At 60.1% G+C, this 26,970-nt stretch carries 19 protein-coding genes; 6 read left to right on the forward strand and 13 right to left on the reverse strand.

From position 1 onward, the window contains the following. Positions 1–91 precede the first annotated feature (91 nt). The 9 genes from AC0Z5Z_RS06645 to AC0Z5Z_RS06685 form a co-directional block, all read right to left on the reverse strand. Complete coding sequence (locus AC0Z5Z_RS06645) at positions 92–1,543, reverse strand: lipopolysaccharide kinase InaA family protein (protein WP_095180990.1); 1,452 nt, start codon at positions 1,541–1,543, stop codon at positions 92–94. Next, positions 1,543–2,295 carry a lipopolysaccharide kinase InaA family protein gene (locus AC0Z5Z_RS06650; RefSeq protein ID WP_056787474.1) on the reverse strand — a complete coding sequence of 251 codons (753 nt, stop codon included), beginning with the start codon at positions 2,293–2,295 and terminating at the stop codon, positions 1,543–1,545. Before AC0Z5Z_RS06650 ends, AC0Z5Z_RS06645 begins: the two co-directional genes overlap by 1 nt. Further along, on the reverse strand, positions 2,292–3,026 hold the full coding sequence (locus AC0Z5Z_RS06655) for a lipopolysaccharide kinase InaA family protein (RefSeq protein ID WP_041477623.1): 735 nt from the start codon (positions 3,024–3,026) through the stop codon (positions 2,292–2,294). Before AC0Z5Z_RS06655 ends, AC0Z5Z_RS06650 begins: the two co-directional genes overlap by 4 nt. Then, positions 3,026–3,832 (reverse strand): lipopolysaccharide core heptose(I) kinase RfaP, encoded by an 807-nt coding sequence (gene rfaP / locus AC0Z5Z_RS06660; RefSeq protein ID WP_056787471.1) that lies wholly within the window; start codon positions 3,830–3,832, stop codon positions 3,026–3,028. The genes AC0Z5Z_RS06655 and rfaP overlap by 1 nt, the downstream gene beginning before the upstream one ends. Beyond that, entirely contained in the window at positions 3,832–4,953 is a 1,122-nt protein-coding gene (locus tag AC0Z5Z_RS06665) for a glycosyltransferase family 4 protein (protein ID WP_041477621.1), read from the reverse strand. Before AC0Z5Z_RS06665 ends, rfaP begins: the two co-directional genes overlap by 1 nt. Beyond that, the gene (gene rfaC / locus AC0Z5Z_RS06670) at positions 4,953–6,014 is read right to left on the reverse strand and encodes a lipopolysaccharide heptosyltransferase RfaC (protein WP_252885200.1); all 1,062 of its coding nucleotides are present in this window, start codon (positions 6,012–6,014) and stop codon (positions 4,953–4,955) included. Before rfaC ends, AC0Z5Z_RS06665 begins: the two co-directional genes overlap by 1 nt. A 1-nt stretch (position 6,015) precedes the next feature. Further along, complete coding sequence (gene waaF, locus AC0Z5Z_RS06675; protein ID WP_056787465.1) at positions 6,016–7,050, reverse strand: lipopolysaccharide heptosyltransferase II; 1,035 nt, start codon at positions 7,048–7,050, stop codon at positions 6,016–6,018. 310 nt (positions 7,051–7,360) lie between these two features. Continuing rightward, positions 7,361–10,300: a bifunctional [glutamate--ammonia ligase]-adenylyl-L-tyrosine phosphorylase/[glutamate--ammonia-ligase] adenylyltransferase gene (gene glnE, locus AC0Z5Z_RS06680; RefSeq protein ID WP_485610893.1), complete on the reverse strand. Its 2,940-nt coding sequence runs from the start codon at positions 10,298–10,300 to the stop codon at positions 7,361–7,363. After that, positions 10,297–10,422: a hypothetical protein gene (locus tag AC0Z5Z_RS06685; RefSeq protein ID WP_256584330.1), complete on the reverse strand. Its 126-nt coding sequence runs from the start codon at positions 10,420–10,422 to the stop codon at positions 10,297–10,299. The genes glnE and AC0Z5Z_RS06685 overlap by 4 nt, the downstream gene beginning before the upstream one ends. A gap of 262 nt (positions 10,423–10,684) precedes the next feature. Here AC0Z5Z_RS06685 and aceE point away from each other — a divergent pair, with 262 nt between their 5' ends. The 5 genes from aceE to msrA all read left to right on the forward strand — a co-directional run bounded on the left by aceE (position 10,685) and on the right by msrA (position 20,786). After that, positions 10,685–13,330, forward strand: coding sequence for a pyruvate dehydrogenase (acetyl-transferring), homodimeric type (aceE, locus tag AC0Z5Z_RS06690; protein ID WP_024011316.1), 2,646 nt, complete (start codon positions 10,685–10,687; stop codon positions 13,328–13,330). A gap of 11 nt (positions 13,331–13,341) precedes the next feature. Next, positions 13,342–15,300: a dihydrolipoyllysine-residue acetyltransferase gene (gene aceF, locus AC0Z5Z_RS06695; protein ID WP_056787460.1), complete on the forward strand. Its 1,959-nt coding sequence runs from the start codon at positions 13,342–13,344 to the stop codon at positions 15,298–15,300. Between the two features lie 276 nt (positions 15,301–15,576). Beyond that, entirely contained in the window at positions 15,577–16,974 is a 1,398-nt protein-coding gene (locus tag AC0Z5Z_RS06700) for an alkaline phosphatase D family protein (protein ID WP_465918993.1), read from the forward strand. Positions 16,975–17,228: 254 nt separating this feature from the next. After that, positions 17,229–19,925, forward strand: coding sequence for a putative bifunctional diguanylate cyclase/phosphodiesterase (locus AC0Z5Z_RS06705; RefSeq protein WP_485610894.1), 2,697 nt, complete (start codon positions 17,229–17,231; stop codon positions 19,923–19,925). Positions 19,926–20,120: 195 nt separating this feature from the next. After that, on the forward strand, positions 20,121–20,786 hold the full coding sequence (gene msrA / locus AC0Z5Z_RS06710; protein WP_258707497.1) for a peptide-methionine (S)-S-oxide reductase MsrA: 666 nt from the start codon (positions 20,121–20,123) through the stop codon (positions 20,784–20,786). A 127-nt stretch (positions 20,787–20,913) separates the two neighbouring features. Here msrA and AC0Z5Z_RS06715 read toward each other — a convergent pair whose 3' ends face one another. Beyond that, positions 20,914–21,753 (reverse strand): 23S rRNA (adenine(2030)-N(6))-methyltransferase RlmJ, encoded by an 840-nt coding sequence (locus AC0Z5Z_RS06715; RefSeq protein WP_016772007.1) that lies wholly within the window; start codon positions 21,751–21,753, stop codon positions 20,914–20,916. Positions 21,754–22,963: 1,210 nt separating this feature from the next. On the opposite strand from AC0Z5Z_RS06715, the gene AC0Z5Z_RS06720 reads away from it, so the two are divergent. Next, entirely contained in the window at positions 22,964–23,197 is a 234-nt protein-coding gene (locus AC0Z5Z_RS06720) for a S1 domain-containing protein (RefSeq protein ID WP_150638083.1), read from the forward strand. 165 nt (positions 23,198–23,362) lie between these two features. Here the strand turns inward: AC0Z5Z_RS06720 and AC0Z5Z_RS06725 are convergent, their stop codons facing one another. The 3 genes from AC0Z5Z_RS06725 to AC0Z5Z_RS06735 all read right to left on the reverse strand — a co-directional run bounded on the left by AC0Z5Z_RS06725 (position 23,363) and on the right by AC0Z5Z_RS06735 (position 26,733). Beyond that, positions 23,363–23,683, reverse strand: a complete 321-nt coding sequence (locus AC0Z5Z_RS06725) for a hypothetical protein (protein ID WP_315435174.1) — start codon at positions 23,681–23,683, stop codon at positions 23,363–23,365. Positions 23,684–24,014: 331 nt separating this feature from the next. Continuing rightward, on the reverse strand, positions 24,015–24,737 hold the full coding sequence (locus tag AC0Z5Z_RS06730) for a DUF4123 domain-containing protein (protein WP_460142627.1): 723 nt from the start codon (positions 24,735–24,737) through the stop codon (positions 24,015–24,017). Beyond that, the gene (locus tag AC0Z5Z_RS06735) at positions 24,718–26,733 is read right to left on the reverse strand and encodes a type VI secretion system Vgr family protein (protein WP_485610895.1); all 2,016 of its coding nucleotides are present in this window, start codon (positions 26,731–26,733) and stop codon (positions 24,718–24,720) included. The genes AC0Z5Z_RS06730 and AC0Z5Z_RS06735 overlap by 20 nt, the downstream gene beginning before the upstream one ends. Between the last annotated feature and the right edge of the window lie 237 nt (positions 26,734–26,970).

Below are 26,970 nucleotides of genomic sequence, written 5' to 3' on the forward strand. Positions count from 1 at the left end.
AGATCGCTGTATTTTGTCCGCTACTGCCCACAGACTCCGTTTCGCAGTGGACCAGGTCCATTGCAAGAACGAGTCTGCTCGTGAGAAGGAATCACCCTGCGCTGGAGACTTCTTTCGGCAACCGCTGATCAATGACCTGGTACAACGCGCTGCTTTCAGGCCAGTTGCGCATGAACCGCGCGCGATCGCGGGCGTAAGCTGGGGCAAAACTGCCGACCGATGAGTGCTGACACATGGAGTCGAGGTCGATCAGCGCCCAGCGATCCGCCTGCCAGAATAGGTTGTGGCCTTTGAAGTCGCCATGACTGATGCGCTCGGCGATCAATCGGGCAAACAATTGATCAAGCGCCAGCAACTCGGCTTCCGGTGCCTGGCCATTTTCCACGTACGGCGCAAAGCGCTTGATGATGTCCGGCCCGGGCAGGAACTCGGTGACCAGATAGGCACTGCGGCGCAGCCACAAAAAACGCTTTTCCAGTACCGCCAGCGGTTTCGGCGTGGCGATGCCCAGGAACGCCAGGCGATTGCCTTCACGCCACGAATGCCAGGCCCGGCTCGGGCGCCAGAAGCGCTTGAGCCAATGGGCGAAATTCTTGATGTTGTAGCGTTTGATAACCAGAGCTCGCCCGGCCACCTCGACTCTGCCGACGCTGGCCGCGCCGCCGGTCTTGTACAGATGCCCCCGATCAAGCAAGGCGTCGGCCTGATCAAGCACCGGCAGCATGGCCGCTGCTTCTTCACGGCGAACGGCGCGCAGGACAAATGCACCGCGCTGCACGGCGAACAGCGTGCATTCACGGCCGACCTTGTTCAGATAATCCCTGAGCCGCCAGCTGCGCACCTTGTCGATCTGTTTCTGCAACGCCTCCAGCGGCAAAGCATGTTCGCTGTTGCTCAACAGGTAATAGACCAGCAACTCTTCGGTGAACGGCTCGAGTGACTTCGGAAGCTGAGCGAAAAACACCCCGAGATTTTCCAGCACTTTTTGTCGGGACAGTGGCTGGCCCGCAGCTTCCGCACGAACTCCGGCGCCATCGATCAGGTACAACTGACCGCCGTGACGCAGCAGATTGTCCAGGTGCAGATCCTCCTGCCAGAGTCCTTTGCCATGCATCCGACCGATAGCGTCAAGCGCTTCGGCCAGAACGGCGGTCTGCTCATCGGCCAGTGCCGGCAGAGACTCGACCTCGGCCCAGGCATCACCGAGGCTCTCGGCGCCCTCGAGGAATTCGAACAGCAGCCAGCCACCCTCACCGTCTTTCAGTCCATCGGCCAACAGCAGCGGCGTGGTCAGACCTTGCGCAGCGAGCAGGCGCACACCGTCCAGCTCCCGCTGAAAATGCCGGGCGGCCTTGCTGCCGACCAGCAACTTGGCCAATACCGGCCGACCGCGCCAGACGCCGGCGCCAACATAGCGCTGCCCGGGCAACACCCGCAGCAGGCTCAGCAACTGCAAATCCGCAACACCGGCGGCGTCCGCCAGGGTCACGGTCAGCGGCAGTGAGGGGGTACGCCCGGAGCGGGCCAGCTCGGACAATTGCATCAGCGGGTCTCCTTGTGGCTGCGCCGCGCTGTCAGTCGGCTCAGCCAGCTGTCGAGCAGCGAGCTGTCAGTCGGCTGATCGAGATAAGCCGCGAGCAACTGGCGCAAGTCTGCCTCGCTCCATTGCGGCGCTCGCCGTTGCAACGGTTCCAGATCCTTGACCCGATCACGCATGCCGAACAGCAACGGCCGGGTTTTCTCCAGATCGATCAGCTGCGCCTCATAGCCGTCGCCGGTGGCGCGCAGGAAAATATGTTTGGGATAGAAACAGCCATGCACCTGACGCGCGCCGTGCAGCCGCCGCGCCAACAGCCCGCAAGCCTTGAGAATGGCCGAATGCTGCGCGGCACTGAGCTGCGCCCAGCACGCCAGCAACGAATCCAGGTCGCTCCAGCCGTCCAGTGCACGGGTGAGCAGAATGGCGCGCACTTCCCCGGCGACCTTGCGCTCACCGAAAAAGGCTGCCTGCAACGCCGGAATGCCTAGCTTGCGGTAACGGCTGATGTTGCGAAATTCGCGGGCAAAGCTCGGTTCGCCAAACGGCGCCTGCAAGGTGCGGGTCAGATAATTGCTCTGGCGCTTGAGGTAATAGCCCTGGCCTTCAAGATCGAGACGGAACACGCTGCTCCAGCCGCCACCGGCAGTGTTGGGCTCATCCACAGCTTCAAGCTGTTTGGCCCACAGTGCATCGAAATTGCCGAGACCGTGGCGCTCCAGCAGTGCGCGGTCCTGTTCGGCAAGAAAATCAGTCATTCGCGCCCCTCAAAAAATCTCACCACATGGCGGATCCGTTTCTTGTCGGCGACATCGAGCCGATCACACTGGCGATACTGCTTGTAGAAGCGCAGGCGCTGGGTGTTGGACAGGTGATATTTGGCCAGTTTGTCGAGACAGGCGAGGTCCTTGGTGATCCGGTACTTGAGCCAGAAGCCGCGCCAGAATTCGCCGTTAGGGCAGTCGATGAGGAAGATGCGCGCCTGATCGTCGATCAGCAGGTTGCGCCATTTCAAATCGTTATGCGTAAACCGATGGTCGTGCATGGTCCGGGTGTAACCGGCCAATTGCTGGCTGACACCGTCGACCCAGGCGCGATCCTTGAGCCTGGGATCCTTGCGCTCGGCCAGTGCCGAAAGGTCTTCGGTATTGGGCAGTTCACGGGTGATCATCGCGCCCCGATCATAGGCCGCGCCCCGCCGCTCCAGCCCCCAGGCCACCACCTCGGCCGTGGGGATGCCCCACTTGGCGAAGCGCTTGAGGTTCTGCCATTCCATTTTTACGCGCGGCTTGCCGAGGTAACGGCGCAGGCCCTTACCGGCGCCGACGTAGCGTTTGACGTAATAATTGACGCCGTCGCGCTGCACCCGAACCACCTCCGACAGCGGATCGCGGGTCAGGCGTTCGCCCTGCAAGGCAAATACGGCTTCGAGGCTGCCGAAATCTTCGGCGAGTTCGCCGTACTGCGGCTCAAGTGTCCAACCCGCCATCAGAGCGCATCCCCGTAACGCTGTTTACGCTCGTAGAGCTTGTCGGCCTTGCCTTGCAGCCAGCTCAGCAATGGCGCTTCTTCTGCCAGAATCTGCCGCAGCGGTTGCTGGAAATAGCCTTTGAGGAAACGCAGTTTGTCGCGGCGGGTCAGGCCGATGTCCAGCGCCGAGAAGTACAGCGCCGCCAGATCCTTGTTGCGCCAGCGCTGAGTGATCTTTGCGCGGGTCTGGGCTCGATGCAGGTCAATCACCGAGAGTTTGAAATCCTGCGGTGTGACCGGTTTGTCGGTGTGCAGCAGAAAATGGCAAATGTAGCAGTCACGGTGATTGACCCCGGCGCGGTGCATCATCCCGGTCATCCGCGCGACTTCGGCAATCAGCGCGCGCTTGAGTGTTGGCTCCGGCGGCTGCTTGACCCAGTCAATGCTGAAGTCTTCGAGGCTGATGGTCGGCGCGAGTTCTTCGGTGACGATGAACGAATGCTGATCCGCCGGGTTGCTGCCTTTCTCGCCGTAGGCGACGGCAGTCATGGTCGGCACGCCGGCTTCCTGCAGACGCTGAATGGCTTTCCACTCCTGACCCGCGCCGAGCACCGGCAGCTTGGCGGTCAGCAGGTTCTTGAAGATCTCGCCCCAGCCGATGCCACGGTGGATTTTCACAAAAAACCCGTTGCCGTCGACTTCCGTGCGCAATGTCCGGCGCGCTTCCAGCTCGCGGTACACCTCGCCCTGCAAGCCTTCGACTTCGGCGAACGGGTCGCGTCCGGCCCAAAGGCTTTTGAACGGTTCAGCCAGCATCAACTTCATTAAGCGTGCTCCGCCAGAATCACATCCGCCGCGTGCTGCGGCATGCTGTAGAGGTCGGCCGTCTCGGCGAAGGCCAGACCGTTGCGGCTCCAGGCCGCCCGTGCAGCGTCGTCGCTCAACATCTCGGTCAGGTATCGGGTCAGTTGCGCCTGCTCGAACGGCTCATCGAGCACTCGCCCGGCATCGGCTTCGGCGATGTAATGGGCGTAACCGCAGACCGCACTGACCAGTACAGGCAACCCGGCAACCAGCGCTTCAAGCAGCACGGTGCCGGTGTTTTCGTTGTAGGCCGGGTGAATCAACAGGTCGGCACCGAGCAGGAAACGCGGGATATCGCTGCGGCCTTTGAGGAAGGTCACATTGTCGCCCAGGCCCAGCGTCGCACTCTGCATCTGGAACAATTTGGGGTCATCCTGGCCGATTACAAACAGCCGGGTGCGTTTTCTCAACTCGGCCGGCAGCGCGGCCAGCGCCTTGAGGCTGCGATCGACACCCTTGGTCTTGAAGCCGGAGCCGATCTGCACCAGCAGCAACTCGTCGTCCTTGAGATTGAATTCAGCGCGGAAACCGGCGCGAATCTCATCGGCATCCGCCGGCCGCCGACGGTCCTGGGCAATGCCCGGCGGCAGCAGGTGGAAGCGCTCGAGCGGCGTGTCGTAATACTTGATGAACAGCGGCTGCTGCACTTCGGAAATCATCAGCACTTCGGTCTTCGCGTCCTTGGCGAACACCGCGCGCTCATACTCGGCGAAGTGGCGATAGCGGCCCCAACGGCGGTACAGCGAGTTGCGCAGGTTCTGCGCCTTGTCTTCGAAGCAGCCGTCGGCGGCGTAGTAGACGTCCAGGCCCGGCATCTTGTTGAAGCCGATCAAGCGATCGACCGGACGCTTGGCCAGATCCGCTGCCATCCACGCGCTGAGCTTTTCGTTGCGACGGTGGTTGAAGAACGCTTTGACCGGCGCCACCAGCACTTCGAAACCCGGCGGCACGTCGCCTTCCCAGATCAGCGTGTAGACGCGAATCTGATGGCCGCGCTTCTGGCATTCGAGAGCGATGCGCATGAAGTCGCGCTGCAAGCCACCGAACGGGAAATATTTGTACAGGACAAATGCCAATTGCATCAGCGCAGCTCCTCAGCCATTAACAACGTGCTCAGTCGGCTGGCGACACGCTCGGGGTTCACACGCGTGAAGCACAAAGGCTGCTCGCGTTTCAGGTCAAACTGACGGGCATCCTGCTCGGTCGGTTGATAGGTACATTTTTTCTGCATGCAGGGCGCGCACGGGAAGTCGCTGGCCAGATGAATCTGCAGCTTGCCGTAAGCGCCGGTCAGGCCCGGGTTGGTCGGGCCGAACAACGAGATGGTCGGCACATCCAGCGCAGCGGCCAGATGGCCGAGCCCGGTGTCCACCGCCACGCAGGCTTGCGCGCCGGCGAGGACTTTGCCGACGCCGGCCAGATTGAGCTTCGGCAGCACTTCGGCGTGTTTGAAGCCGGCAGCGATGCGTTCGGCGCGGGCCTTTTCCTGAGGGTTGCCCCATGGCAGCCTGACGCCAACGCCGAGGTAGCCGACCCGCTCGGTCAGCTCGCGCCAGTAGATTTCCGGCCAGTGCTTGGTGTCCCAAGTGGTGCCGTGGAGGAACACCACGTAGGCGTTCTTGCGCGGCAACTCGACCAGTCGTTCAACGTTGAGGCCGTAATCGCCGAGGCCTTTGGGCAGGTCGTAACCCAAGGCAATGGCGAACAACTGGCGCACGCGTTCGACGGCGTGCTGACCACGGGCGACGGCGAGCTTGCGATCGTAGAAGCGCGCAGCCATCGGCTCGCGGGCCGAGGTTTTATCGAGGCCGGCCACCGGGGCTTTGACGTAGCGGGTCAGCCAGGCACTTTTCAGCAGGCCTTGGGCATCGATCACCAGATCGTATTTATTGGCGCGCACGCTTTGCTTGAAGCGTTTCCACTCGCCGCTGGTGATGGTTTTCCAAAGATTCTTGCGCCAGCGGCGGATCGCCACCGGAATCACTTTATCGACCGCCGGGTGCCAGCTCGGAATCTCGGCGAAGCCCTCTTCCACCACCCAGTCGAACTTGATCCCCGGGATCGCGCGTGCAGCGTCGGTCAGCGCCGGCAACGCGTGAATCACGTCGCCCAGCGATGAGGTCTTGATCAGCAATACCCGCAAGTTAATGAACCTCGACCACGGAGCCCTGCAACTTCTGCAAGGCATCGTTGACCGCTTCCGGCATCAGCTGACGCAGGCAGTTGTAATGGCCGAACCGGCAAGTGCGATCGAAGCACGGGCTGCATTCGATGCCCAGGCGTACGATCTCGACCTGCTCGGCCAGCGGCGGGGTGAAGCCCGGCGAGGTCGAGCCGTATACCGCGACCAGCGGACGATTCAATGCCGCAGCGACGTGCATCAGGCCGGAGTCATTGGACACAACGGAATCGGCGCAGGACAGCAGGTCAATGGCCTCGGCCAGCGAGGTGCCGCCGCTGAGGTTGACCGATTCTTCGCGCAGGCCCGGGATCAAACGTGCGCGGATATCTTCACCGACAGCGTGATCGTTTTTCGAGCCGAACAGCCACACCTGCCAGCCTTCGCGGATGCGCGCTTCGGCGACCTTGGCGTAATGCTCGGACGGCCAGCGCTTGGATTCGCCGAACTCGGCGCCGGGGCACAGGGCCAGGACCGGACGATCAAGGCTCAGGCCGAACTTGGCCAGTGCCGCCTCGCGGGTGACCGGGTCAATTTGCAGACTCGGGCGCGGGTACGGCTTCGGCAGCTCGGCGTTGGCTTCATAGGCCAAGGCCATGAAGCGCTCGATCATCAGCGGGTAGCGTTCTTTGTCGAGAGTGCGCACGTCGTTGAGCAGGCCATAGCGGAATTCGCCGCGCCAGCCAGTGCGTTTCGGGATGCCGGCGAAAAACGGCACCAGCGCCGATTTCAGCGAGTTGGGCAGCAGGATCGCCTGATCGTACTGACCGCGCAGGGATTTGCCGATGCGCCGGCGCGTCGCCAGTTCCAGCGCGCCGTGGCCGAGCGGGAAGCTCAAGGCCTTGCGCACTTCGGGCATGCGCTCAAGGATCGGCCGGCTCCATTCGGGCGCCAGCACGTCGATTGCGCATTGCGGGTGGCGCTGCTTGAGACACTGAAACAGTGTCTGCGCCATCACCATGTCACCGACCCAACTGGGCCCAACGATCAGAATATTCATGTGGTTTCCAAAAACGAACCGGGGAGGCATTTACGCCTCCCCGCCTCGATAATCATTGTGGAAGCGGCGCTGCTGGCGATGGGTCATTTCCTTCAACATGACTGTCGACTGTCACTCCACTATCGCGAGCAGGCTCACTCCTACATTGTTTTGCATCTGTTCACATTACTGCGCTCAGCGCAGATCACTGTGGGAGCGAGCCTGCTCGCGAAGGGGCCGGCACGTTCAACATTGCTGTTGACTGACACTCCGCGTTCGCGAGCAGGCTCGCTCCCACCTTTTGAATCTCATTGTCTTCATTGGCGCTTTTTCAGCTTAGCCCCATCTCTTTCCATATCCGCAAAACCTGCCGGCGTTCGTCGGCAAACTGGTCGCCCGGTATTACCCCGGCGTCCTTCTGCAAGGCCTGCCGGTGGGCGGCGGAGCGGTAGGCTTTGTAGGCCTCGCGCAACAGACTGGCATCTTCTGCGGGCATCAGCCCTTCGTGTTCCAGCTCTTCCAGAATGCGGATGTTATCGGTCCAGCGCAGCAGCGGCGGATGGCTGTGCGACCACGCCAGGGCCGCGTATTGCACCATAAATTCAATATCGACGATACCTCCGGCGTCCTGCTTGAGGTCGAACGGCACGCCCGCGTCGAACGCATTCGCTGCCGTGCCGGCTGCGGTGCTGCGGGTGCCGAGGTTGTCGCGCATCTTGGCGCGCATCTCGCTGACTTCCTGTTGCAGCTTGGCCAGATCCCTAGGTTTGCCCAATACTTGCGCACGGACTTTTTCGAAGGCCTGGCCAACATCCTGACTGCCCACCAGCACCCGCGCGCGCACCAAGGCCTGATGCTCCCACGTCCAGGCTTCATTTTCCTGATAGCGGGCGAACGCGCCGAGCGAACTCACCAGCAACCCGGAAGCACCGGACGGCCGCAGACGCATATCCACTTCATACAGCTGGCCGGAATTGGTCTGCGCTGTGAGCAGATGAATGATCCGCTGCCCCAGGCGCGTGAAGAACTGCGCGCCGTCGATGGATTTCGGCCCGTCGGTTTCCGCCTGCGGATCGCCGTCATGGATGAACACCAGATCCAGATCGGAACCATGCCCCAATTCGATACCGCCGACTTTGCCATAACCGACAATGATGAAGCCGGGATCGCACAGCGTACCGTCGGTGCGCAGCGGCGTGCCGTACTTGGCCACGGTCTGCCGCCAGGCCAGGGCCAGCACCTGTTCGAGAATCGCTTCGGCCAGCCAGGTCAGGTAATCGCTGACTTTCATCAACGGCAGGCTGCCGGCGATTTCCGAGGCGGCGACGCGCAAGCGGTGCGCCAGTTTGAAATGGCGCAGGGCTTCCATTTGCTGCTCGAGGTCGTCCTCGGGAATTCGCGTCAGGCGTTCGCGCAACTCGGCCGCCAGTTCCGGCGCCAGCGGCGGCTTGAACAGCCGACCCTCGTTGAGCAATTCGTCGAGCAGCAGTGGGAAGCGCGTGATCTGCTCGGCAATCCAAGGGCTCGCCGCACACAAGGTCAGCAGGCGGCGCAGCGCGCCGGGGTTTTCCGTGAGCAACACCAGATACGCCGAACGCCGCGCCACCGCTTCCACCAGCGGCAGCACGCGCTCGAGCACCAGATCGGGATTTTCATGCTCCACCGCTTGCGCAAGCAGTCGAGGAATAAAAGCATCGAGACGCTCGCGCCCCAGCCGCTGCATCGCGCGCAATTGCGGACTGCCACGCAAACCGGCCAGCGCTTTCAGGGCTTTGCCGGCATCGACGAAACCGCCCTCCTGCAACTGTCGGCAAGCGGCCTCTTCGTCCTGTTCTTCCTCCCAGAGTGGCAGCCACTCACCACCGACCACCACTTCGCTTTCGCCGCCCTCTTCTTCGTCGGGATCGGCGATCACCTGGGCGAAATGCCAGGCTACGCGCCCGCGCCAGTACATCAGTTGTTCATGGAACGCCGACCAATCGGCGAAGCCCAGCATGAAGGCGATCCGCGCCTGATCCTGAGCGCTGTCCGGCAGCATCTGCGTCTGGCGGTCGGCAATCGCTTGAATGGCATGTTCGGTGTAACGCAGAAACTCGTAACCCTCGCGTAACTCACTGACCACCGCCGGCGGCAGATAGCCTTGCCCTTCCAGCGTGCTCAGCACCTTTAATAGAGGACGCTGTTGCAGGCTCAGGTCGCGGCCACCGTGGATCAATTGAAAGGCCTGAGCGATGAACTCGACCTCGCGGATGCCGCCGGAGCCGAGCTTGATGTTGTCGGCCATGCCCTTGCGTCGCACTTCCTGCTGGATCAGCTGCTTCATGGTGCGCAGCGCTTCGATCGCCGAGAAGTCCAGATAGCGCCGATAAACGAACGGCCGCAGCATATCGAGCAACTGCGCGCCGGCAACCTGATCGCCAGCCACCACCCGCGCCTTGATCATCGCGTAGCGTTCCCAGTCGCGGCCCTGATCCTGGTAATACTGCTCCAGCGCGTTGAAGCTGAGCACCAGCGCACCGGACGATCCGTATGGACGCAGGCGCATGTCGACGCGGAAAACGAAGCCGTCGACCGTCATCGGGTCGAGCGCCTTGATCAGACGCTGGCCGAGGCGGATGAAGAATTCCTGATTATCCAGCGAGCGTTTCACGCCGACGGTTTCGCCGCCTTCGGGGTAGGCGAAGATCAGGTCGATGTCGGAAGACAGATTCAGCTCGACCGCGCCGAGCTTGCCCATGCCGAGAATGACCATCTGCTGCGGCTCACCGCTGCGCCGGCCGGTGGGTGTGCCGAATTGCTCGCAATGGCGGCTGTACAGCCATTGATAAGCCTGATCGATGGTGGCGTCGGCCATGTCCGAGAGGTCACGGCAGGTCTGCACCAGATCGGCCTGACGGGTCAGGTCGCGCCAGATGATCCGCACCTGATGCCGTGCACGCTGACGGCGCAAGGCGCGGCCGAGTTCGTCTTCGCTCTGCGCGCAGTTCACGGCGGCGGCGATCTGTGCGCACAGTTCGCCGGGCGCGAACGCCCGATCAAGTTCGCCGGACGCCACCAGCGACAGCAACATCAAAGGGTCACGAATGCTCTGTTCAATGACAAATTCGCTGGCGGCGCTGACGCGGGCGAATTGCGCCCAGCGCTCCGGCGTCCAGTTCGACAGGCCGTGATCGTCTTCAAGGGCGGCGACGGACGTACGGAACGACTGCTCGGATCGGCTGACCAACGGCAGGAGAATGGCGGGCAGTTCGGCAAGCACGGGCAGGGTCATGGTCTATCCTTGATCGGCGTAATAAGGGCCGCTTGTAGTGAATGATGAAAACCCGCTACGTGAAGGACTGTCGAACAAAAGTTAGAAATAGCTGAAATTTCTTCTTCTTTGGCATCCAGCATCAAACATTCACCTTATTCGGATGGAAATCGACCCGCCTTAACGATTATTCTCACAACGCAGTCGGAGGCCACAAGCCTTTCATCTGTAGTTTTACTACTCGTCTATACATTCGAAAGGCTGAAATGCCGGAAGATTTGTAGTAAAACTACACGCCGCCGGAACAACCTGTCGGCAATCCAAGAATTTTAAATCGTCTGCCCACAAGGCCAGTCGCAAACTCAGGCAACCGATTCTGGAAGCCTTTCCGCCCTGGAGCAAGCCATGCAAGACCTCGATCCCGTCGAAACCCAGGAATGGCTGGACGCCCTGGAATCGGTTCTCGACAAAGAAGGCGAAGACCGTGCTCACTATCTGATGACCCGTATGGGCGAACTCGCGACCCGCAGCGGCTCGCAGCTCCCTTACGCGATCACCACGCCTTACCGCAACACGATCCCAGTTACCCACGAAGCACGCATGCCTGGCGACCTGTTCATGGAACGCCGCATTCGCTCGCTGGTACGCTGGAACGCGATGGCCATGGTAATGCGCACGAACCTGCGAGATTCGGACCTGGGTGGTCACATCTCCAGCTTCGCTTCCAGTGCGACCCTGTATGACATCGGCTTCAACTATTTCTTCCAGGCCCCGACCGACGAACATGGCGGCGACCTGATCTACTTCCAGGGCCACACCTCGCCAGGCGTTTACGCCCGCGCATTCATGGAAGGCCGCATCACCGAAGACCAGATGAACAACTTCCGTCAGGAAGTCGATGGTCAAGGCCTGTCGTCCTATCCGCACCCTTGGCTGATGCCTGACTTCTGGCAGTTCCCGACCGTATCGATGGGTCTGGGTCCGATCCAGGCGATCTACCAGGCGCGCTTCATGAAGTACCTGGAGCATCGCGGTTTCATCCAGCCGGGCAAACAGAAAGTCTGGTGCTTCCTGGGCGACGGCGAGTGCGACGAGCCGGAATCCCTGGGCGCGATCTCCCTGGCCGGCCGCGAGAAGCTGGACAACCTGATCTTCGTCATCAACTGCAACCTGCAGCGCCTCGACGGCCCGGTTCGCGGCAACGGCAAGATCATCCAGGAACTCGAAGGCGTGTTCCGTGGTGCGCAGTGGAACGTGACCAAAGTCATCTGGGGCCGTTTCTGGGACCCGCTGCTGGCCAAAGACGTCGACGGCATCCTGCAACGCCGCATGGACGAAGTCATCGACGGCGAATACCAGAACTACAAAGCCAAAGACGGCGCATTCGTTCGCGAGCACTTCTTCAACACGCCTGAACTCAAGGCAATGGTTGCCGATCTGTCCGACGACGAGATCTGGAAACTCAACCGTGGCGGCCACGACCCGTACAAGGTCTACGCGGCGTACCACGAAGCGGTCAACCACAAGGAACAACCGACCGTCATCCTCGCCAAGACCATCAAGGGTTATGGCACCGGTGCCGGCGAAGCGAAAAACACTGCGCACAACACCAAGAAAGTCGACGTCGACAGCCTGAAGCTGTTCCGCGACCGCTTCGACATCCCGGTCAAGGACGAAGAACTGGAGAACCTGCCGTTCTTCAAACCAGAGCCGAACAGCGCCGAAGCCCGCTACCTCGCCGAGCGCCGTGCCGCACTGGGCGGTTTCGTGCCGCAGCGCCGCGCGCAGAGCTTCAGCGTACCGACCCCGGATCTGGACACCCTCAAAGCCATCCTCGATGGCTCGGGCGACCGTGAAATTTCCACCACCATGGCTTTCGTGCGGATCCTCGCGCAACTGGTCAAGGACAAGGAAATCGGCCCGCGCATCGTCCCGATCATCCCGGACGAAGCCCGTACCTTCGGTATGGAAGGCATGTTCCGTCAGCTGGGTATCTACTCCTCCGTCGGCCAGCTCTACGAGCCAGTCGATAAAGACCAGGTGATGTTCTACAAGGAAGACCAGAAAGGTCAGATCCTTGAAGAAGGCATCAACGAAGCAGGCGCCATGAGCTCGTTCATCGCTGCCGGTACTTCGTACTCCAGCCACAACCAGCCGATGCTGCCGTTCTACATCTTCTACTCGATGTTCGGCTTCCAGCGTATCGGCGACCTGGCCTGGGCCGCTGGCGACAGCCGTACCCGTGGCTTCCTGATCGGCGGCACCGCTGGCCGCACCACCCTGAACGGTGAAGGTCTGCAGCACGAAGACGGTCACAGCCACCTGCTGGCCGCGACCATCCCGAACTGCCGCACCTACGATCCGACCTACGGCTACGAGCTGGCGGTGATCATTCAGGACGGCATGAAGAAGATGACCGAAGAGCAACAGGACATCTTCTACTACATCACCGTGATGAACGAGTCGTACCAGCAGCCAGCCATGCCGGCCGGTGCCGAAGAAGGCATCAAGAAAGGCATGTACCTGCTCGAGGAAGACACCCGCGATGCGGCGCACCACGTTCAGCTGATGGGCTCCGGCACCATCCTGCGTGAAGTGCGTGAAGCGGCGAAGATCCTGCGTGAAGAGTTCAACATCGGCGCTGACGTGTGGAGCGTTACCAGCTTCAACGAACTGCGTCGCGACGGCCTGGCCGTAGAGCGCAGCAACCGCCTCAAGCCTGGCCAGAAGCCTAAGCTGAGCTACGTCGAAGAGTGCCTGAACGGCCGTAAAGGTCCGGTCATTGCTTCTACCGACTACATGAAGCTGTTCGCCGAGCAGATCCGTCAGTGGGTACCGTCCAAGGAATTCAAAGTCCTGGGCACCGACGGTTTCGGCCGCAGCGACAGCCGCAAGAAACTGCGTCATTTCTTCGAAGTCGACCGTCATTTCGTGGTGTTGGCAGCCCTGGAAGCACTGGCTGACCGTGGTGATATCGAACCTAAGGTTGTGGCCGAAGCCATCGCCAAGTTCGGCATCGACCCGGAAAAACGCAACCCACTGGACTGCTGAGGAGACATTTTGTGAGCGAACTCATTCGCGTACCTGACATCGGCAGCGGTGAAGGTGAAGTAATTGAACTGTTTGTGAAGGTCGGCGACCGCATCGAAGCCGACCAGAGCATCCTTACCCTGGAATCGGACAAGGCCAGCATGGAAGTGCCGGCCCCGAAAGCCGGCGTCATCAAGAGCCTGAAAGTGAAGCTGGGCGACCGTCTGAAAGAAGGCGACGAACTGCTTGAGCTGGAAGTCGAGGGCGCCGCTGAAGCGGCACCTGCGCCTGCCGCTGCTCCTGCCAAAGCCGAAGAGAAACCGGCTGCGACACCTGCTGCTGCCGCGCCTGCCGCTGCTCCTGCTGCCGCTTCGGTACAGCAAGTGCACGTGCCGGACATCGGTTCGTCGGGCAAGGCACAGATCATCGAGATCCAGGTCAAGGTCGGCGACAGCGTCGAAGCTGATCAGTCGTTGATCACCTTGGAATCCGACAAGGCCAGCATGGAAATCCCGTCGCCTGCCGCTGGCGTGGTCAAGGCCATCAGCGTCAAGCTCAACGACGAAGTCGGCACTGGCGACCTGATTCTGGATCTGGAAGTGGCGGGTGCTGCGGCCCCTGCGGCTGCCGCTCCGGCCCAGGCTGCTGCACCGGCCGCTGCCGCTGCGCCTGCTCCGGCAGCCGCGCCAGCAGCACCGGTTGCCGACAGCGTTCAGGACATCCACGTTCCGGACATCGGCTCGGCTGGCAAAGCCAAGATCATCGAAGTGTTGGTCAAGGCGGGCGATACCGTTGAAGCCGACCAGTCGCTGATCACCCTGGAATCCGACAAGGCAAGCATGGAAATCCCATCGCCTGCCGCTGGCGTGGTGGAAAGCGTTTCGATCAAGCTGGATGACGAAGTCGGTACCGGCGACCTGATCCTCAAGCTCAAAGTCAAAGGCGCGGCCCCTGCTGCTGCCCCGGCTCCAGCTGCCGCAGCTCCGAGCGCTCCGGCACCTGCCGCTGCTGCTCCGGCTGCCGCTGCACCTGCTGCCGCCGCTCCAGCCGCCGCACCGGCCAAGCCGGGCGCGAAAGTTCACGCCGGCCCTGCCGTGCGTCAACTGGCCCGTGAGTTCGGCGTCGAGCTGAGCGCCGTTGGCGCCAGCGGTCCGCACGGTCGCATCCTCAAGGAAGACGTGCAGGTTTACGTCAAGGCGATGATGCAGAAGGCCAAGGAAGCCCCGGCCGCTGCCGGCGGCGCTACCGGTGGTGCGGGCATTCCGCCGATCCCGGTGGTCGATTTCAGCCGTTTCGGCGAAATCGAAGAAGTGCCGATGACCCGCCTGATGCAGGTCGGCGCCGCCAACCTGCACCGCAGCTGGCTGAACGTGCCACACGTAACGCAATTCGACTCGGCGGACATCACCGAGCTGGAAGCTTTCCGTGTTGCGCAGAAAGCCGTGGCCGAGAAGGCTGGCGTCAAGCTGACCATCCTGCCGCTGCTGCTCAAGACCTGCGCGCACTTGCTCAAGGAGCTGCCGGACTTCAACAGTTCGCTGGCGCCAAGCGGCAAGGCGATCATCCGCAAGAAATACGTCAACATCGGCTTCGCCGTCGACACTCCGGATGGCCTGTTGGTGCCGGTGATCAAGAACGTCGACCAGAAGAGCCTGCTGCAATTGGCAGCCGAAGCGGCTTCGCTGGCTGAGAAAGCCCGCACCAAGAAGCTGTCGTCGGACGAGATGCAAGGCGCCTGCTTCACCATTTCCAGCCTCGGCCATATTGGCGGCACCGGCTTCACGCCGATCGTCAACGCGCCGGAAGTGGCGATTCTTGGTGTTTCCAAGGCAACCATCCAGCCAGTCTGGGACGGCAAAGCCTTCCAGCCGAAGCTGATGCTGCCACTGTCGCTGTCCTACGATCACCGCGTGATCAACGGCGCTGCAGCGGCACGCTTCACTCAGCGTCTGGGCAGTCTGTTGGGCGACATCCGCACCATCCTGCTGTAACTCAAACGGCCCTCCGGCGACGGAGGGCCGCTTGCTGCACCCTTTCGAGCGCCACACGCTCGTACCTCAACCCCGTCAATTGACGGGGCTTTTTTTGCCTGAAATAAACCGGATCGCGCCTCTTTCCTACAACCTGCGCTGACATCGGCCACAGGTCTGGTCCACTTAACGCCAATATTTTCCGCCGCTGGCCAACTAACCTCTGCTCAGGAAAGTTGCTTCAACGCGCTCCGCTTATTTAAATCTTGTTTATTAAAATCTCGAACGGAATCGATCATGTTCAAACCGACTATCGGCCCCATCGTGGGCCACGCGACAACTAACGAAGTGCGCATTTTCATGCGCGGCGAACAACAGGACAAAAAACGTGTATTTGCCGGAGTTCGCGCTCGCAAGGCCGGCACGGAAAAATGGTCGAACAGCGTATTTGCACTTTTGAACCCGGCCAATGACATGTCGGGTGTACTGGTATTGCAGGATCTCGAAGCTGATTGTGAATACGAATATCAAGCCGGCTGGTTAAGCCCGATGAATCCGGTGCATACCATCGACACGGTCATTGAGTTTCCATTGCAATGGCCGCGACAGCTCTACCGCTTTCGCACCCGCACCGCGAAAGCCAGCCAGCCTCGGGGCTTTGTCGTCGGTTCGTGCCGTTATCTGCGGATTACCGCTGGCGTCGCTTCCTTGCCGCAACTGGGCGACCGCATCTTTGGCTCGATCAATCGACTGGTCGAGAACAGTCATCTACCCGTCAGCGCGGTGATCATGACCGGAGATCAAGTGTATGTAGATGATTTGAATGTCATTGCTCCGGATCGCGAAGCCAAAGACATCCTGAAGAAATATCGAACGGCATTTTCGCAACCGAATATTCAGCGACTGATGTCCAATACATCGACTTACATGATGCTCGACGATCATGAAATAGAAGATAACTGGCCTGCCAATGCCACCGCAGCGGACGAGGACTTATATCGCAACGCCATGGCCGCTTATGAACTTTATCAAGCCAGCCACAGCCCGGTTTATGCATGTAATGAGAAGGGTCAGATAGACCGGGATACGTTGAAGCATTACTGGTATCAGTTTGGCGACAGCGATATCGCCTGGTTCGTCACCGACAGCCGCACCCGACGCAACTTGTCTGAGGATGACCGGCGCATTCTCGACATCGAGCAGGAACAGGCCCTGCTGCAATGGCTGATTCATAGCCCGGCACGGGTGAAATTCGTGGTGACCAGCGTGATGTTCTATCCCGATCGCAAGTTCAACGGTGACGATGCCTGGAAAGCTTTTCCCGAGCAGCGTCTGCGCCTGCTGGAAACCATCCGCACTCACCGGATCAAGAACGTGGTGTTCGTCTCCGGCGACGTCCATGGCTCGCTGACCAGTCGCTTGAGTCACAGCGAGGACACCGATTTCGAGGTGCACACCATCGTGTCCTCGCCGTTGCACAACAGCAAATTGCTGCCGTATGCCAAGGCCTCGACGTTCATCCTCGATCAACCGCTGGTGCGCACGGCAGCCGGGGATTATCGGCACGAGCTGACCAGTGCCGTGGTGAGTCAGGACAATTTTGCGCATGTGGTCGTTGAGGCTGATCAGATATTGGTCAATTACCATGACCGCGATGGCAAGAAGTTGCAGTCGATCAGTATGAAATTGCGTTGAGACACCAAGAGATCGCAGCCTTCGGCACCTCCTGTATGGCTACGTGGCGCCTGCAAGAGTTGTTCAAGGCTGCGATCTTCTGCTCATTTCAGTTGTGCACTGGAGAAATGTTCACTGCAGCCGACATATTCTTATAGCACTTGGCCTTCATCTCTCTTGTCAGTCGGTGCCGCAATGATGCAACCTTGCCGCAGCCAACAGACAAGAGGGCGAGAGCCCGGCGCATTCAGCATATTTCCAAGCGAGTTTCCTTCATGAAGAGCCAGCCCGATGCCGCCAGCCGTATGGCGGCCGAGGTAGTGACGCAGTTGCCTGTGCCCTCGCGGCTCGGCATGCTGCGTTTCGAGCGCTTGAATGAAGCCAGTTGGGCAATGCTGTTCCTCGATCCCAACTGCGAACGCCAGTTTGGCCAGCCGGCCGTCGAGCTCTGCGCGCTGGTCGGCTCGCCCTACGCCAGCCTGATGGAGCCCGAGGCGCGCTATCAACTGCACGATGCGATTCAGCAGCAGTTGAGCAAAAGCGCACATTACGTGGTGCGCTACACCCTGCACACCGCCGCCGGCGCGTTGAACATCCTCGAGCTCGGCGAAGCCTACAAACAGCACAACCGGCACTTGCTGCGCGGCTACCTGCTGGCGGTCGACGAGGTGTTCGACGAAGCCCAGGCGCTGCCTTCGGTGGATCTGGAAACCCAGAACTCGCGCCTGCAAATCGCCCTTGAGCTGAACCAGCGTGCCCAGCAGGAACAACTGCAGCATCTGGAGCGCGTGCGTGCCCAGCAGGATCTGATTCTGCTGCTCGCACGCCAGCGCTACAGCACGCACAACTCGCTGCAGGAAGCCGCCGAACTGATCACCCGCTGCGCCTGCGATATCTACGAGATCGACTGCGCCAGCCTGTGGAACCTCGAAGGCCAGCGCTTGCTGCCGATCTCCGCTTACCATCGCGCGACCCAGGAATACATCCTGCCGGAGCCGATCGATATCAGCGGCTTCCCCGACTACATGGAAGCCCTGCACAGCAGCCGCGCCATCGATGCCCATAACGCCATGCACGACCCGCGTACCCGCGAGATGGCCGAGGCGATGCGTCCGCGTGACGTCAACGCCATGCTCGATGCCAGCATTCGCGTCGACGGCCAGGTAGTCGGCGTGTTGTGCCTGGAACAGACCGGCGTCACCCGCGCCTGGCAGTCCGACGAAATCGCCTTTGCCGGCGAACTGGCCGACCAGTTCGCACAAGTGATCAACAACCACAACCGCCGCACTGCCACCAGCGCCCTGCACCTGTTTCAGCGCGCGGTCGAGCAAAGCGCCAACGCCTTCTTGCTGGTCAACTGCGACGGCGTGGTCGAGTACGTCAACCCGAGCTTCACTGCGATCACCCAGTACACAACCGAGGAGGTCCACGGTCAGCGCTTGTCGGAGTTGCCGGCGCTGGAAAATCTCAGCGAACTGCTGTTCGACGCACCTTCGGCGCTGGCCCAGAGCAACAGCTGGCAGGGCGAATTCAAGAGCCGACGCAAGAACCTCGAACCGTACTGGGGCCAGCTGTCGATCTCCAAGGTCTATGGCGATAACCGTGAGCTGACGCATTACATCGGCATCTACGAAGACATCACTCAGACCAAATTGGCCCAGCAACGCATCGAGCGCCTGGCCTACACCGACAACCTGACCAACCTCGGCAACCGTCCGGCATTCATCCGCAATCTCGATGAGCGCTTCGCCCGCGACAGCGATACGCCGATCAGCCTGTTGCTGGTGGACATCGACAACTTCAAGCGGATCAACGACAGCCTCGGTCACCAGACCGGCGACAAACTGTTGATCAGCCTCGCCCGGCGCTTGCGCAACAGCCTCAGCCCGAGTGGCAGTCTGGCGCGTTTTGCCAGTAACGAGTTCGCCGTGTTGCTCGACGACACCGATCTTGAGGCCGGGCAGCAGATCGCCAGTCAGTTGCTGATGACCCTCGACAAGCCGATGTTCGTCGACAACCAGCTTATCAGCGTCACCGGCTCCGTCGGTCTGGCCTGCGCGCCGCTGCACGGGCGCGATCCGCAAACCCTGATGCGCAACGCCGGTCTGGCACTGCACAAGGCCAAGGCCAACGGCAAACACCAGTTGCAGGTGTTCACTGAGGCGCTGAACGCCGAGGCCAGTTACAAACTGTTCGTCGAGAACAACCTGCGCCGCGCCCTGACGCAGAACGAGCTGGACGTGTTCTACCAGCCGAAACTGTGCCTGCGCAGCGGTCGTCTGCTGGGGATGGAAGCGCTGTTGCGCTGGAACCACCCGGAGCGCGGCATGATTCGCCCGGATCAGTTCATCAGCGTCGCCGAGGAAACCGGCCTGATCATTCCGATCGGCAAGTGGATCGCGCGTCAGGCGTGCCGCATGAGCAAATCCTTGACCGCTGCCGGCCTGGGCAATCTGCAGGTGGCAATCAATCTGTCACCGAAACAGTTCTCTGATCCGGATCTGGTCGCCTCGATCGCCAACATCCTCAGGGAAGAAGCGCTGCCGGCCAATCTGCTCGAACTCGAGCTGACCGAAGGCCTGCTGCTGGAAGCCACCGAAGACACGCATTTGCAACTCGACCAGCTCAAGCGCCTCGGCCTGACCCTGGCCATGGATGACTTCGGCACCGGTTATTCATCGTTGAGCTATCTGAAGAAATTCCCGATCGACATCATCAAGATCGATCGCAGCTTCATCCATGAAATCCCTGACAATCAGGACGACATGGAAATCACCTCCGCGGTGATTGCCATGGCCCATAACCTGAAACTCAAGGTGGTCGCCGAAGGCATCGAAACCGCCGAGCAACTGGCGTTCCTGCGCCGGCATCGTTGCGACGTCGGTCAGGGTTATCTGTTCGACCGACCGATTCCCGGTGACGAGTTGATCAAAGCCCTCAAGCGCTACCCGCGTGGGCCGCTGTGCCTCTAAAGCCTGCCTCTATGAAGATCCCTTGTGGGAGCGAGCCTGCTCGCGAAGGCGATAAAACCGTCGACATCTTCGTCGCCTGACACCCCGCTTTCGCGAGCAGGCTCGCTCCCACAGTTTTGATAGTGCGAATTCCGGCATCATTCGGCACACTGGCGGTCTGACTTTTTACCTCCAACCTGACTGAGAGGAACGCTCATGGTTCTGCGCTCGGAAATTCTTGTGAACAAAAACGTGCTTCCAACCAAAGAACAAGCCCTGCCCGGCCGCGAAACCGCGATGACCCTGCCGGAAAAACACTTCGTCTTCGAAGACACCCCGCTGCTCGGTCCATTCTTTCAGGACGTCGACTTTGCGATTTTCGGTCTGGGTTGCTTCTGGGGCGCGGAACGACGTTTCTGGCAGCGCGAAGGTGTGGTCAGCACCGTGGTCGGTTACGCCGGCGGTTTCACGCCAAATCCGACTTATGAAGAAGTCTGCTCGGGCCTGACCGGCCACGCCGAAGTGGTCTTGGTGGTGTATGACAAAGCCCGAGTCAGTTACGAAGAACTGCTGGCGATGTTCTGGGAACTGCACAACCCGACTCAGGGTATGCGTCAGGGCAACGACATCGGCACCCAGTACCGCTCGGTGATCTACGCGACCTCGCCTGAGCATCTGGACGCGGCGCTGAAGAGCAAGGCTGTGTATCAGGCGGAACTGTCGAAGGCGGGTCTGGGCGAAATCAGCACCGAGATCGAACAGGCGCCGACCGTGTACTTCGCCGAGACGTATCACCAGCAATATCTGGCGAAGAACCCTGAGGGTTATTGCGGGATTGGGGGCACCGGCGTGTGCATGCCTGCGAGCCTGGCGGGCAACTAACCCCACCGACCGATCGTTCCCACGCTCTGCGTGGGAATGCCTCAATGGACGCTCTGCGTCCGCTGTTGGGACGCGGAGCGTCCCGGGCTGCATTCCCACGCGGAGCGTGGGAACGATAAGTCAGTGATCAGCTCTCGGCAATCAACCAATCCATCTGCCAGCCACCTTGGGTCTGCCCCAGCTTCTTCGACAACCACGGCAGCAGCTCACGCAATTCTTCTTCCAGCCCCCACGGCGGATTGGCGATCGCCAGCCCGGAACCGTTCAGGCTGTTCGGCGTGTCCAGTGGATGCACCAGCAGCTCCACACGCAGCAACTTCGGCGCACCCGTGCCCGCCAGGTCTTGATAGAAACGCCGCAATGCACGCTGATCCTTCACCGGATACCAGATCGCTGCCACGGTCTGGCGCATGCGGCCGATGGCCTCTTTCATCGACGCCGCGCAACGCTGCATCTCGTCCAGTTGCTCGAACGGCGGATCGATCAGCATCACCGCACGCTTCTCCTGCACCGGCAACATCGCCCGCGCCACGTGCCAGCCCTCGCCCAGATGCACTTTCACTCGACGATCGCCGGCCATGTTGTCCTTGAGCAACACGCCATCTTCGGGATGCTTCTCGTTGAGCATCACCCGATCCTGCGGCCGCGTCAGACGCCGTGCCAGCTCCGGCGAACCCGGGTAATAGCGCAACTGGCCATCCGGGTTCATCTCGTGCAGCACCTTCATGTAATCGGCGGTCAGCGCCGGCAGGTCCGGCTGATCCCACAACCGCGCAATGCCTTCCAGGTACTCGCCGGTGCGATTGGCCTGATCGCCCTGCAAGTCATACAGACCGATGCCGGCGTGCGTGTCGAGATAGGCAAACGGCTGCTCCTTGCGCGACATCAGAGCGATGAGGCGGGTCAAGGTCAGGTGTTTGAACACATCGGCGTGATTGCCGGCATGGAAGGCGTGACGATAATTCATGGCTGCTCCTGCGAGGGCCGCAAAGTTTACCTTTTACCGGTCGGCAAGTCAGGGGTTCGCAGCCGAGTGGACAAACGCCTTTCCCTCACCCTAACCCTCTCCCGAAGGGAGAGGGGACTTACGGTGGCGATCTTGCGAGTTACATCGACCTGAATGATCGACGTGATCTCAGGCTTGGCCAAACGAAGTTCACCGCTGAAGTCGCAGGTCGGCGTACAACACCAAGACAACTCGGTCAGTCCCCTCTCCCTCTGGGAGAGGGCTAGGGTGAGGGGCTTTGCTTTTATGGCGTTAAACTGGCTAACCATCAACGACAGGAAGTCAAAAATTCATGCGATATCTGATCATCTGTTTACTCGGCCTTCTTAGTCCATACCTCGCCCTTGCCGACGAAACCCACATTGAACAGGCACGCCAGACACTAAAGAACTACGGGCTGAGCCAACTGCATCCCGGCGCCATTCAATGAGCAATCAGCCCAGAGAAAAGACATTGCACTATCCGCCAATGCCTACTCATCCATGGGCAACGGCCTGCATTCCATCCAGCATAATGAAGACACGCTGCAAGTGCTGCACGATCGTTATAAAACAACCAGAAACTATGTGTATGCGGCATCTGAGCAGACACCGTCGATCAGCAAACACTCGAAAAGCCATTTCGTTTTTTATGGGTGCCTGGAGGTCTCAAGTCAGAGGCTTTCGACAGTTTTATCAAGACCCAGGATCGGCACATCGCAGACTGACTGCTGAACCCTAAACGTCAAAAGATCGCAGCCTTCGGCAGCTACTACAGATGATCCCGTGTAGGAGCTGACGAAGGCTGCGATCTTTTGATTTTGCTTCTGAACAGTTCAGGCAGGCATGGCGCCCAGACGTCGCCCGATGACGTCGAGCAAGGGGATGGCGCAGAATTTGGCGAAGTCGCTGAGGATCATCGAGTCACCTTGATCGAACGGCGCATGCATATATTCTCCAGCACCAGGAGCACGGCGCAAAGTGGGGGGTAGTTGAAGGCCATATCAGGAAATCGGAGATGAGGAATTTTACGGAGCTGCACAAAGGTCGAATTTGGATAGACGGTAGTATTTAATGCAATTACCTGTCAGATCTGACAGTGGCGTTATCGGTAGCTACTGATCCATAGTCTGAACGACGCGAAAATCAATCGATCGCCCTGATTCTAGACTACGACTGGAAGGAGATTGGAAATGGCAAAAATTACTGTAAATACATCGGGCAATGGCACCGTGATTAGCGCCTATACCAGTGGTGCAGGCGGGCCGTACCCAACATACTCAATAACGGTGAAACCCGATGACAACAGTGGAGACCTGAGCGTAAGCACTCCGGGCGATCCCCGCCTGAAAGTTGGTGACAAGGTCAGCTTTACCATTAGCGACGGCGCTGCTGGCAGACTTCTGGGAAATGTGACAAAGATATAAAAAAAGTAACCCTGATAAAAAATTCTGTTTACCGCTTCAATAAGGTTGGCTTCGCAGCCTAAAACAACGCCGTGACTTGCTCTTCAACGACAAAAGATCGCAGTCTTCGGCAGCCCCTACATGGGATAGGCGTCCACTCTGCCGAAGGCTGCGATCTTCTGATCTTCAGGCGGGCATGCTGCGCAAGCGTCTGCCGATGACATCGAGCACATCACAGCCATCCCGCAATGGGATGGCGCACAGCAGGGCGAAGTCGCTGAGGATCACGGAGTCGCATTCGATCGAGCCGCGCATGCACATGTTTTCCAAGACCTGGACCACGGCGCGGATGCGATAGTTGGCGGCATCCATGAGGATGTCGAGGGGCACATGGGTGTCGACGAACAGGCTGGGCATGTCGCTGCAATTGCCGGTGAGGGCCATGAAGCGGTTGTCGGGGTGAGGGGTGATTTTTTCGTAGGGTGAATCAGTATGCATATTGGTCATTTTCCGGGTCCCATGATTGATAAACGTGAGCCGCCATCACACCTTCCTACGGGTTAGGGTGGCAGCTGTGCGCGGGAGTAGGAACCGAGCAATCATGGACCTCGGCCACGCCGAAGCGTGCCCCACGCACAGCCGCCGCGAACGATCTTACGGACTTGAACCAAGTGCCGCAAAAAGCCAACGAACTGTAACGTCATGAATGCGGGAATCCTTCATCCTGCCAACGCTCTCGCGGCGACAACGAAAAGACTATCCCTGCAACCCACCGCGCACCAGTTCATGAAAGCCGCCGCGATTCGAAGGAAACGTCCGAAGCGTTTGCCCCGAAATTTCACTCTGCCTCTGCCAGCAAAAACTCCAGAAGGGACGATCGTGACGAATCTTCCGACATCGATAATTTGAAAAACTGCCCGACCTTGCAGCGCAAAACAGCCTCGGGAAACGCCTCGAACACGGCCGGTTGCTCCTCGCTCAGCCATTGCAAAGCATTGGCGATGCGTACGCTTGCATCTGTCTGCGCCAAGAGCGATTGCGGCACGCTCCACCACGGAAAGACCCGCCCCGAAACCAGCGCACGGCCCGCGATTTCGATGGCTTGGCCATTGATCAAGGCTCGTGAAACGACTGGCAGCAATTGCGCGGAATTGACCTCCTCAGAGTGCAAAAGAGGCAGCAGAAACCGACCATCCCAAAAGCGGAAAAACACGGTTTTACCGTCCGGCATCAGCACTTGAGTGAGGCTGCGGAAATGTTCGACCAGCACGTCAAGATCCGCCGAAGACACCGCCAACCATCCCCAATCCCGGGATTCTGTTTCCGCCACCCAACGTAAAAACTCACTGTCTGCAGCGACAATTCCCACGTAGGGCATCACCGCGTCCCACTCGGCATAAATGGTTTCGGCCCAGACCGGATTCGCCGTGCCCTGCCAGGCTTTGAAGGCATCGGCGTCGCTGGCGCGGCTGAAAATGGCGAACAATTTTTCCGACGCATGCAGCGGCTGCCGCGCCAGCCATTGTTCAGGCGTCAATTCCTCACGCGGCACAAACACCATCCTTACAACGCTCACACTCCTCGCAGAATGGCGCATCACCTTTGAGACTCATGATCTGTGCGGCGGTGAGAATCGCCGCCGGCGCAGCGGCCAGTTTCTCCGGCAATCCCGGCACCACCGGCGCAGCGCTGGTCGCCGCCATCGGCGCGCCACCCACAACAATCGGCACGCTGCTGAAAATTCCGCCGGGGCCGATGTTGATCCACTGTCCGCCGGCCTGAATCGTCGCGCTCGCGCCGCCATCAATGACCACTTGCTGGCCTGCGCTGATATGGATCTGCGCCGAGGCGCTGGTGGCCTGGCTGTTCACCCGCACCTGCCGGTCGCCGAGCACGGACAAATGATCATCCTGCCTGACTTCGGTCTGGCGCTGGCCGTGGGTGATGCGTTGCTCGTCGGCCTTGAGTTCATGGCGGGCGGTGCCGGTGACCACCACACTGCGCTGATTATCGACCTGCAGCTGCTGGTCGTTGAGCACATGCTGGGTCCAGTTGCGCTGGGCACGCAGGTAGATTTCCTCGGCGCCTTTTTTGTCTTCGATGCGCAGTTCGTTATAACCGCCACCGCCAGGGCTGCTCTGGCTGCGGAAGATACTGCGGGTCTTGTCTGCCGGCAGATCCAGCGGCACCGGGGTCGCCGCATTCGGCAGGCAACCCATGACCAGCGGCTTGTCGGCATCGCCATCAATGAAGCCGACCAAAACTTCCATGCCGACGCGCGGAATCAACACGCTGCCGTAGTGATCGTGAGCCCAACCGGTCGCAACGCGCAGCCAGCAACTGGAGTGCTCATTGAGTTCGCCATCGCGGTCCCAGGCCAGTTGCACTTTGACCCGGCCGTATTCATCGCAATGGATCTCAAGGTCTTTCGGGCCGGTGACCACGGCAGGTTGGTAGCCCGACATGCGCGGTTTTTCCGGGCACAGCGCCGGACGAAAGACCACGTCCCACGGCGTGGCGACGAAAGTATTGCGGTAGCCCTGGAAGGATTCGCCATCGCTGGTCACCGATTCCTCAAGCACCTGCGGCTGACGGCCGCGATGCTCGACACAGGTGAGCAACCACAGATCATTCCAGTCGCTGCGCGGATGCCCGGTGAGTTGCAGGAAATGGCCGCAGACCAATGAAGACTCGTCGCTGCTGCCCTCGGCCTGACGGTAATCGGCGACGTGCCGTTCCAGCGCACGGCGCGTCAGGTGTCTGCCGGTTTCGCGATCGTTGAATTGGCCGGGGAAGTGGTAGTCCTCCAGCACTGGACGTTGTTCGCCGTCACTGCGACTTTCCAGCGACAGGCGTGGTTTTTCGAAGTTGTAGTCGCGCCGGGTGACGACGCTGGTGCGGGTTTCCACGCGCACATTGAAACGCTGAATCGCCGGCGCGCCCGCCGACATGCCGCTGCCCGGCAGATACAGCGTCGGCTCGGGCAGCTTGGGGAACACGGTCTGGTCGTCGCCGAATACCAGCAAATGGCCTTCGGGGCTGTGTTGAAAGTGGTAATGAATGCCGACTTCGGCACACAGACGCTGGATGAAGGCCAGATCGCTTTCGGCGTATTGCACGCAGTATTCGCGCTCCGGGTATTCGCTGCCCAGGCGAAATTCAAAGGCATCGCGCAGGATCGAATGATCCTTGAGGATCTGCGTGACTATCTGCGGCACGCTCTGATGCTGAAAAATCCGCTGGTTGATGCGATGCCCCAGATACGTCAGACGCGGGACAAGGCTGAGGTGATAGCGTGTCAGACGTTTCCCGGAATCGCCCTGCCCGACCTGATAAATCTGACCATGAATACCGCAACCCTGAGCATCGAAACTCAGAAACGCCTGACCATGCAGCAGGCTTTCCAGATCCAGGTCCGGCCGCTCGCTGACCAGTTCCAGCTCGAAGCGAAAGGGTTGGCTGATGGCTTCCCTGCCCGTGAACTCAAGGACCTTGAGGTCATGCTGGGCGCCTTCGAGGGTCAACGTGAAACGCGGTTGATTGGCAGGCGCGAACATCCGATGTCTCTCTGCAGTGTGAGGGCGGGCGATTCTGCATGAGGGGCAAGGGGTGATGAGCAGGTGACGGGAAATTCAGATTTGCCCTACGTGGTTTGCTGAAAGGACCTTGTTAATTCGGCCGTTCGACTACAGACAATTCAATCAAACCTGCCACCCACCCTGTGGGAGCGAGCCTGCTCGCGAAAGCGGCATGTCAGTCGATACATTCATTGAATGATCAATCGCATTCGCGAG

The sequence above is a fragment of the Pseudomonas sp. 1L-E-NC-VB-C3 genome (assembly GCF_057291535.1).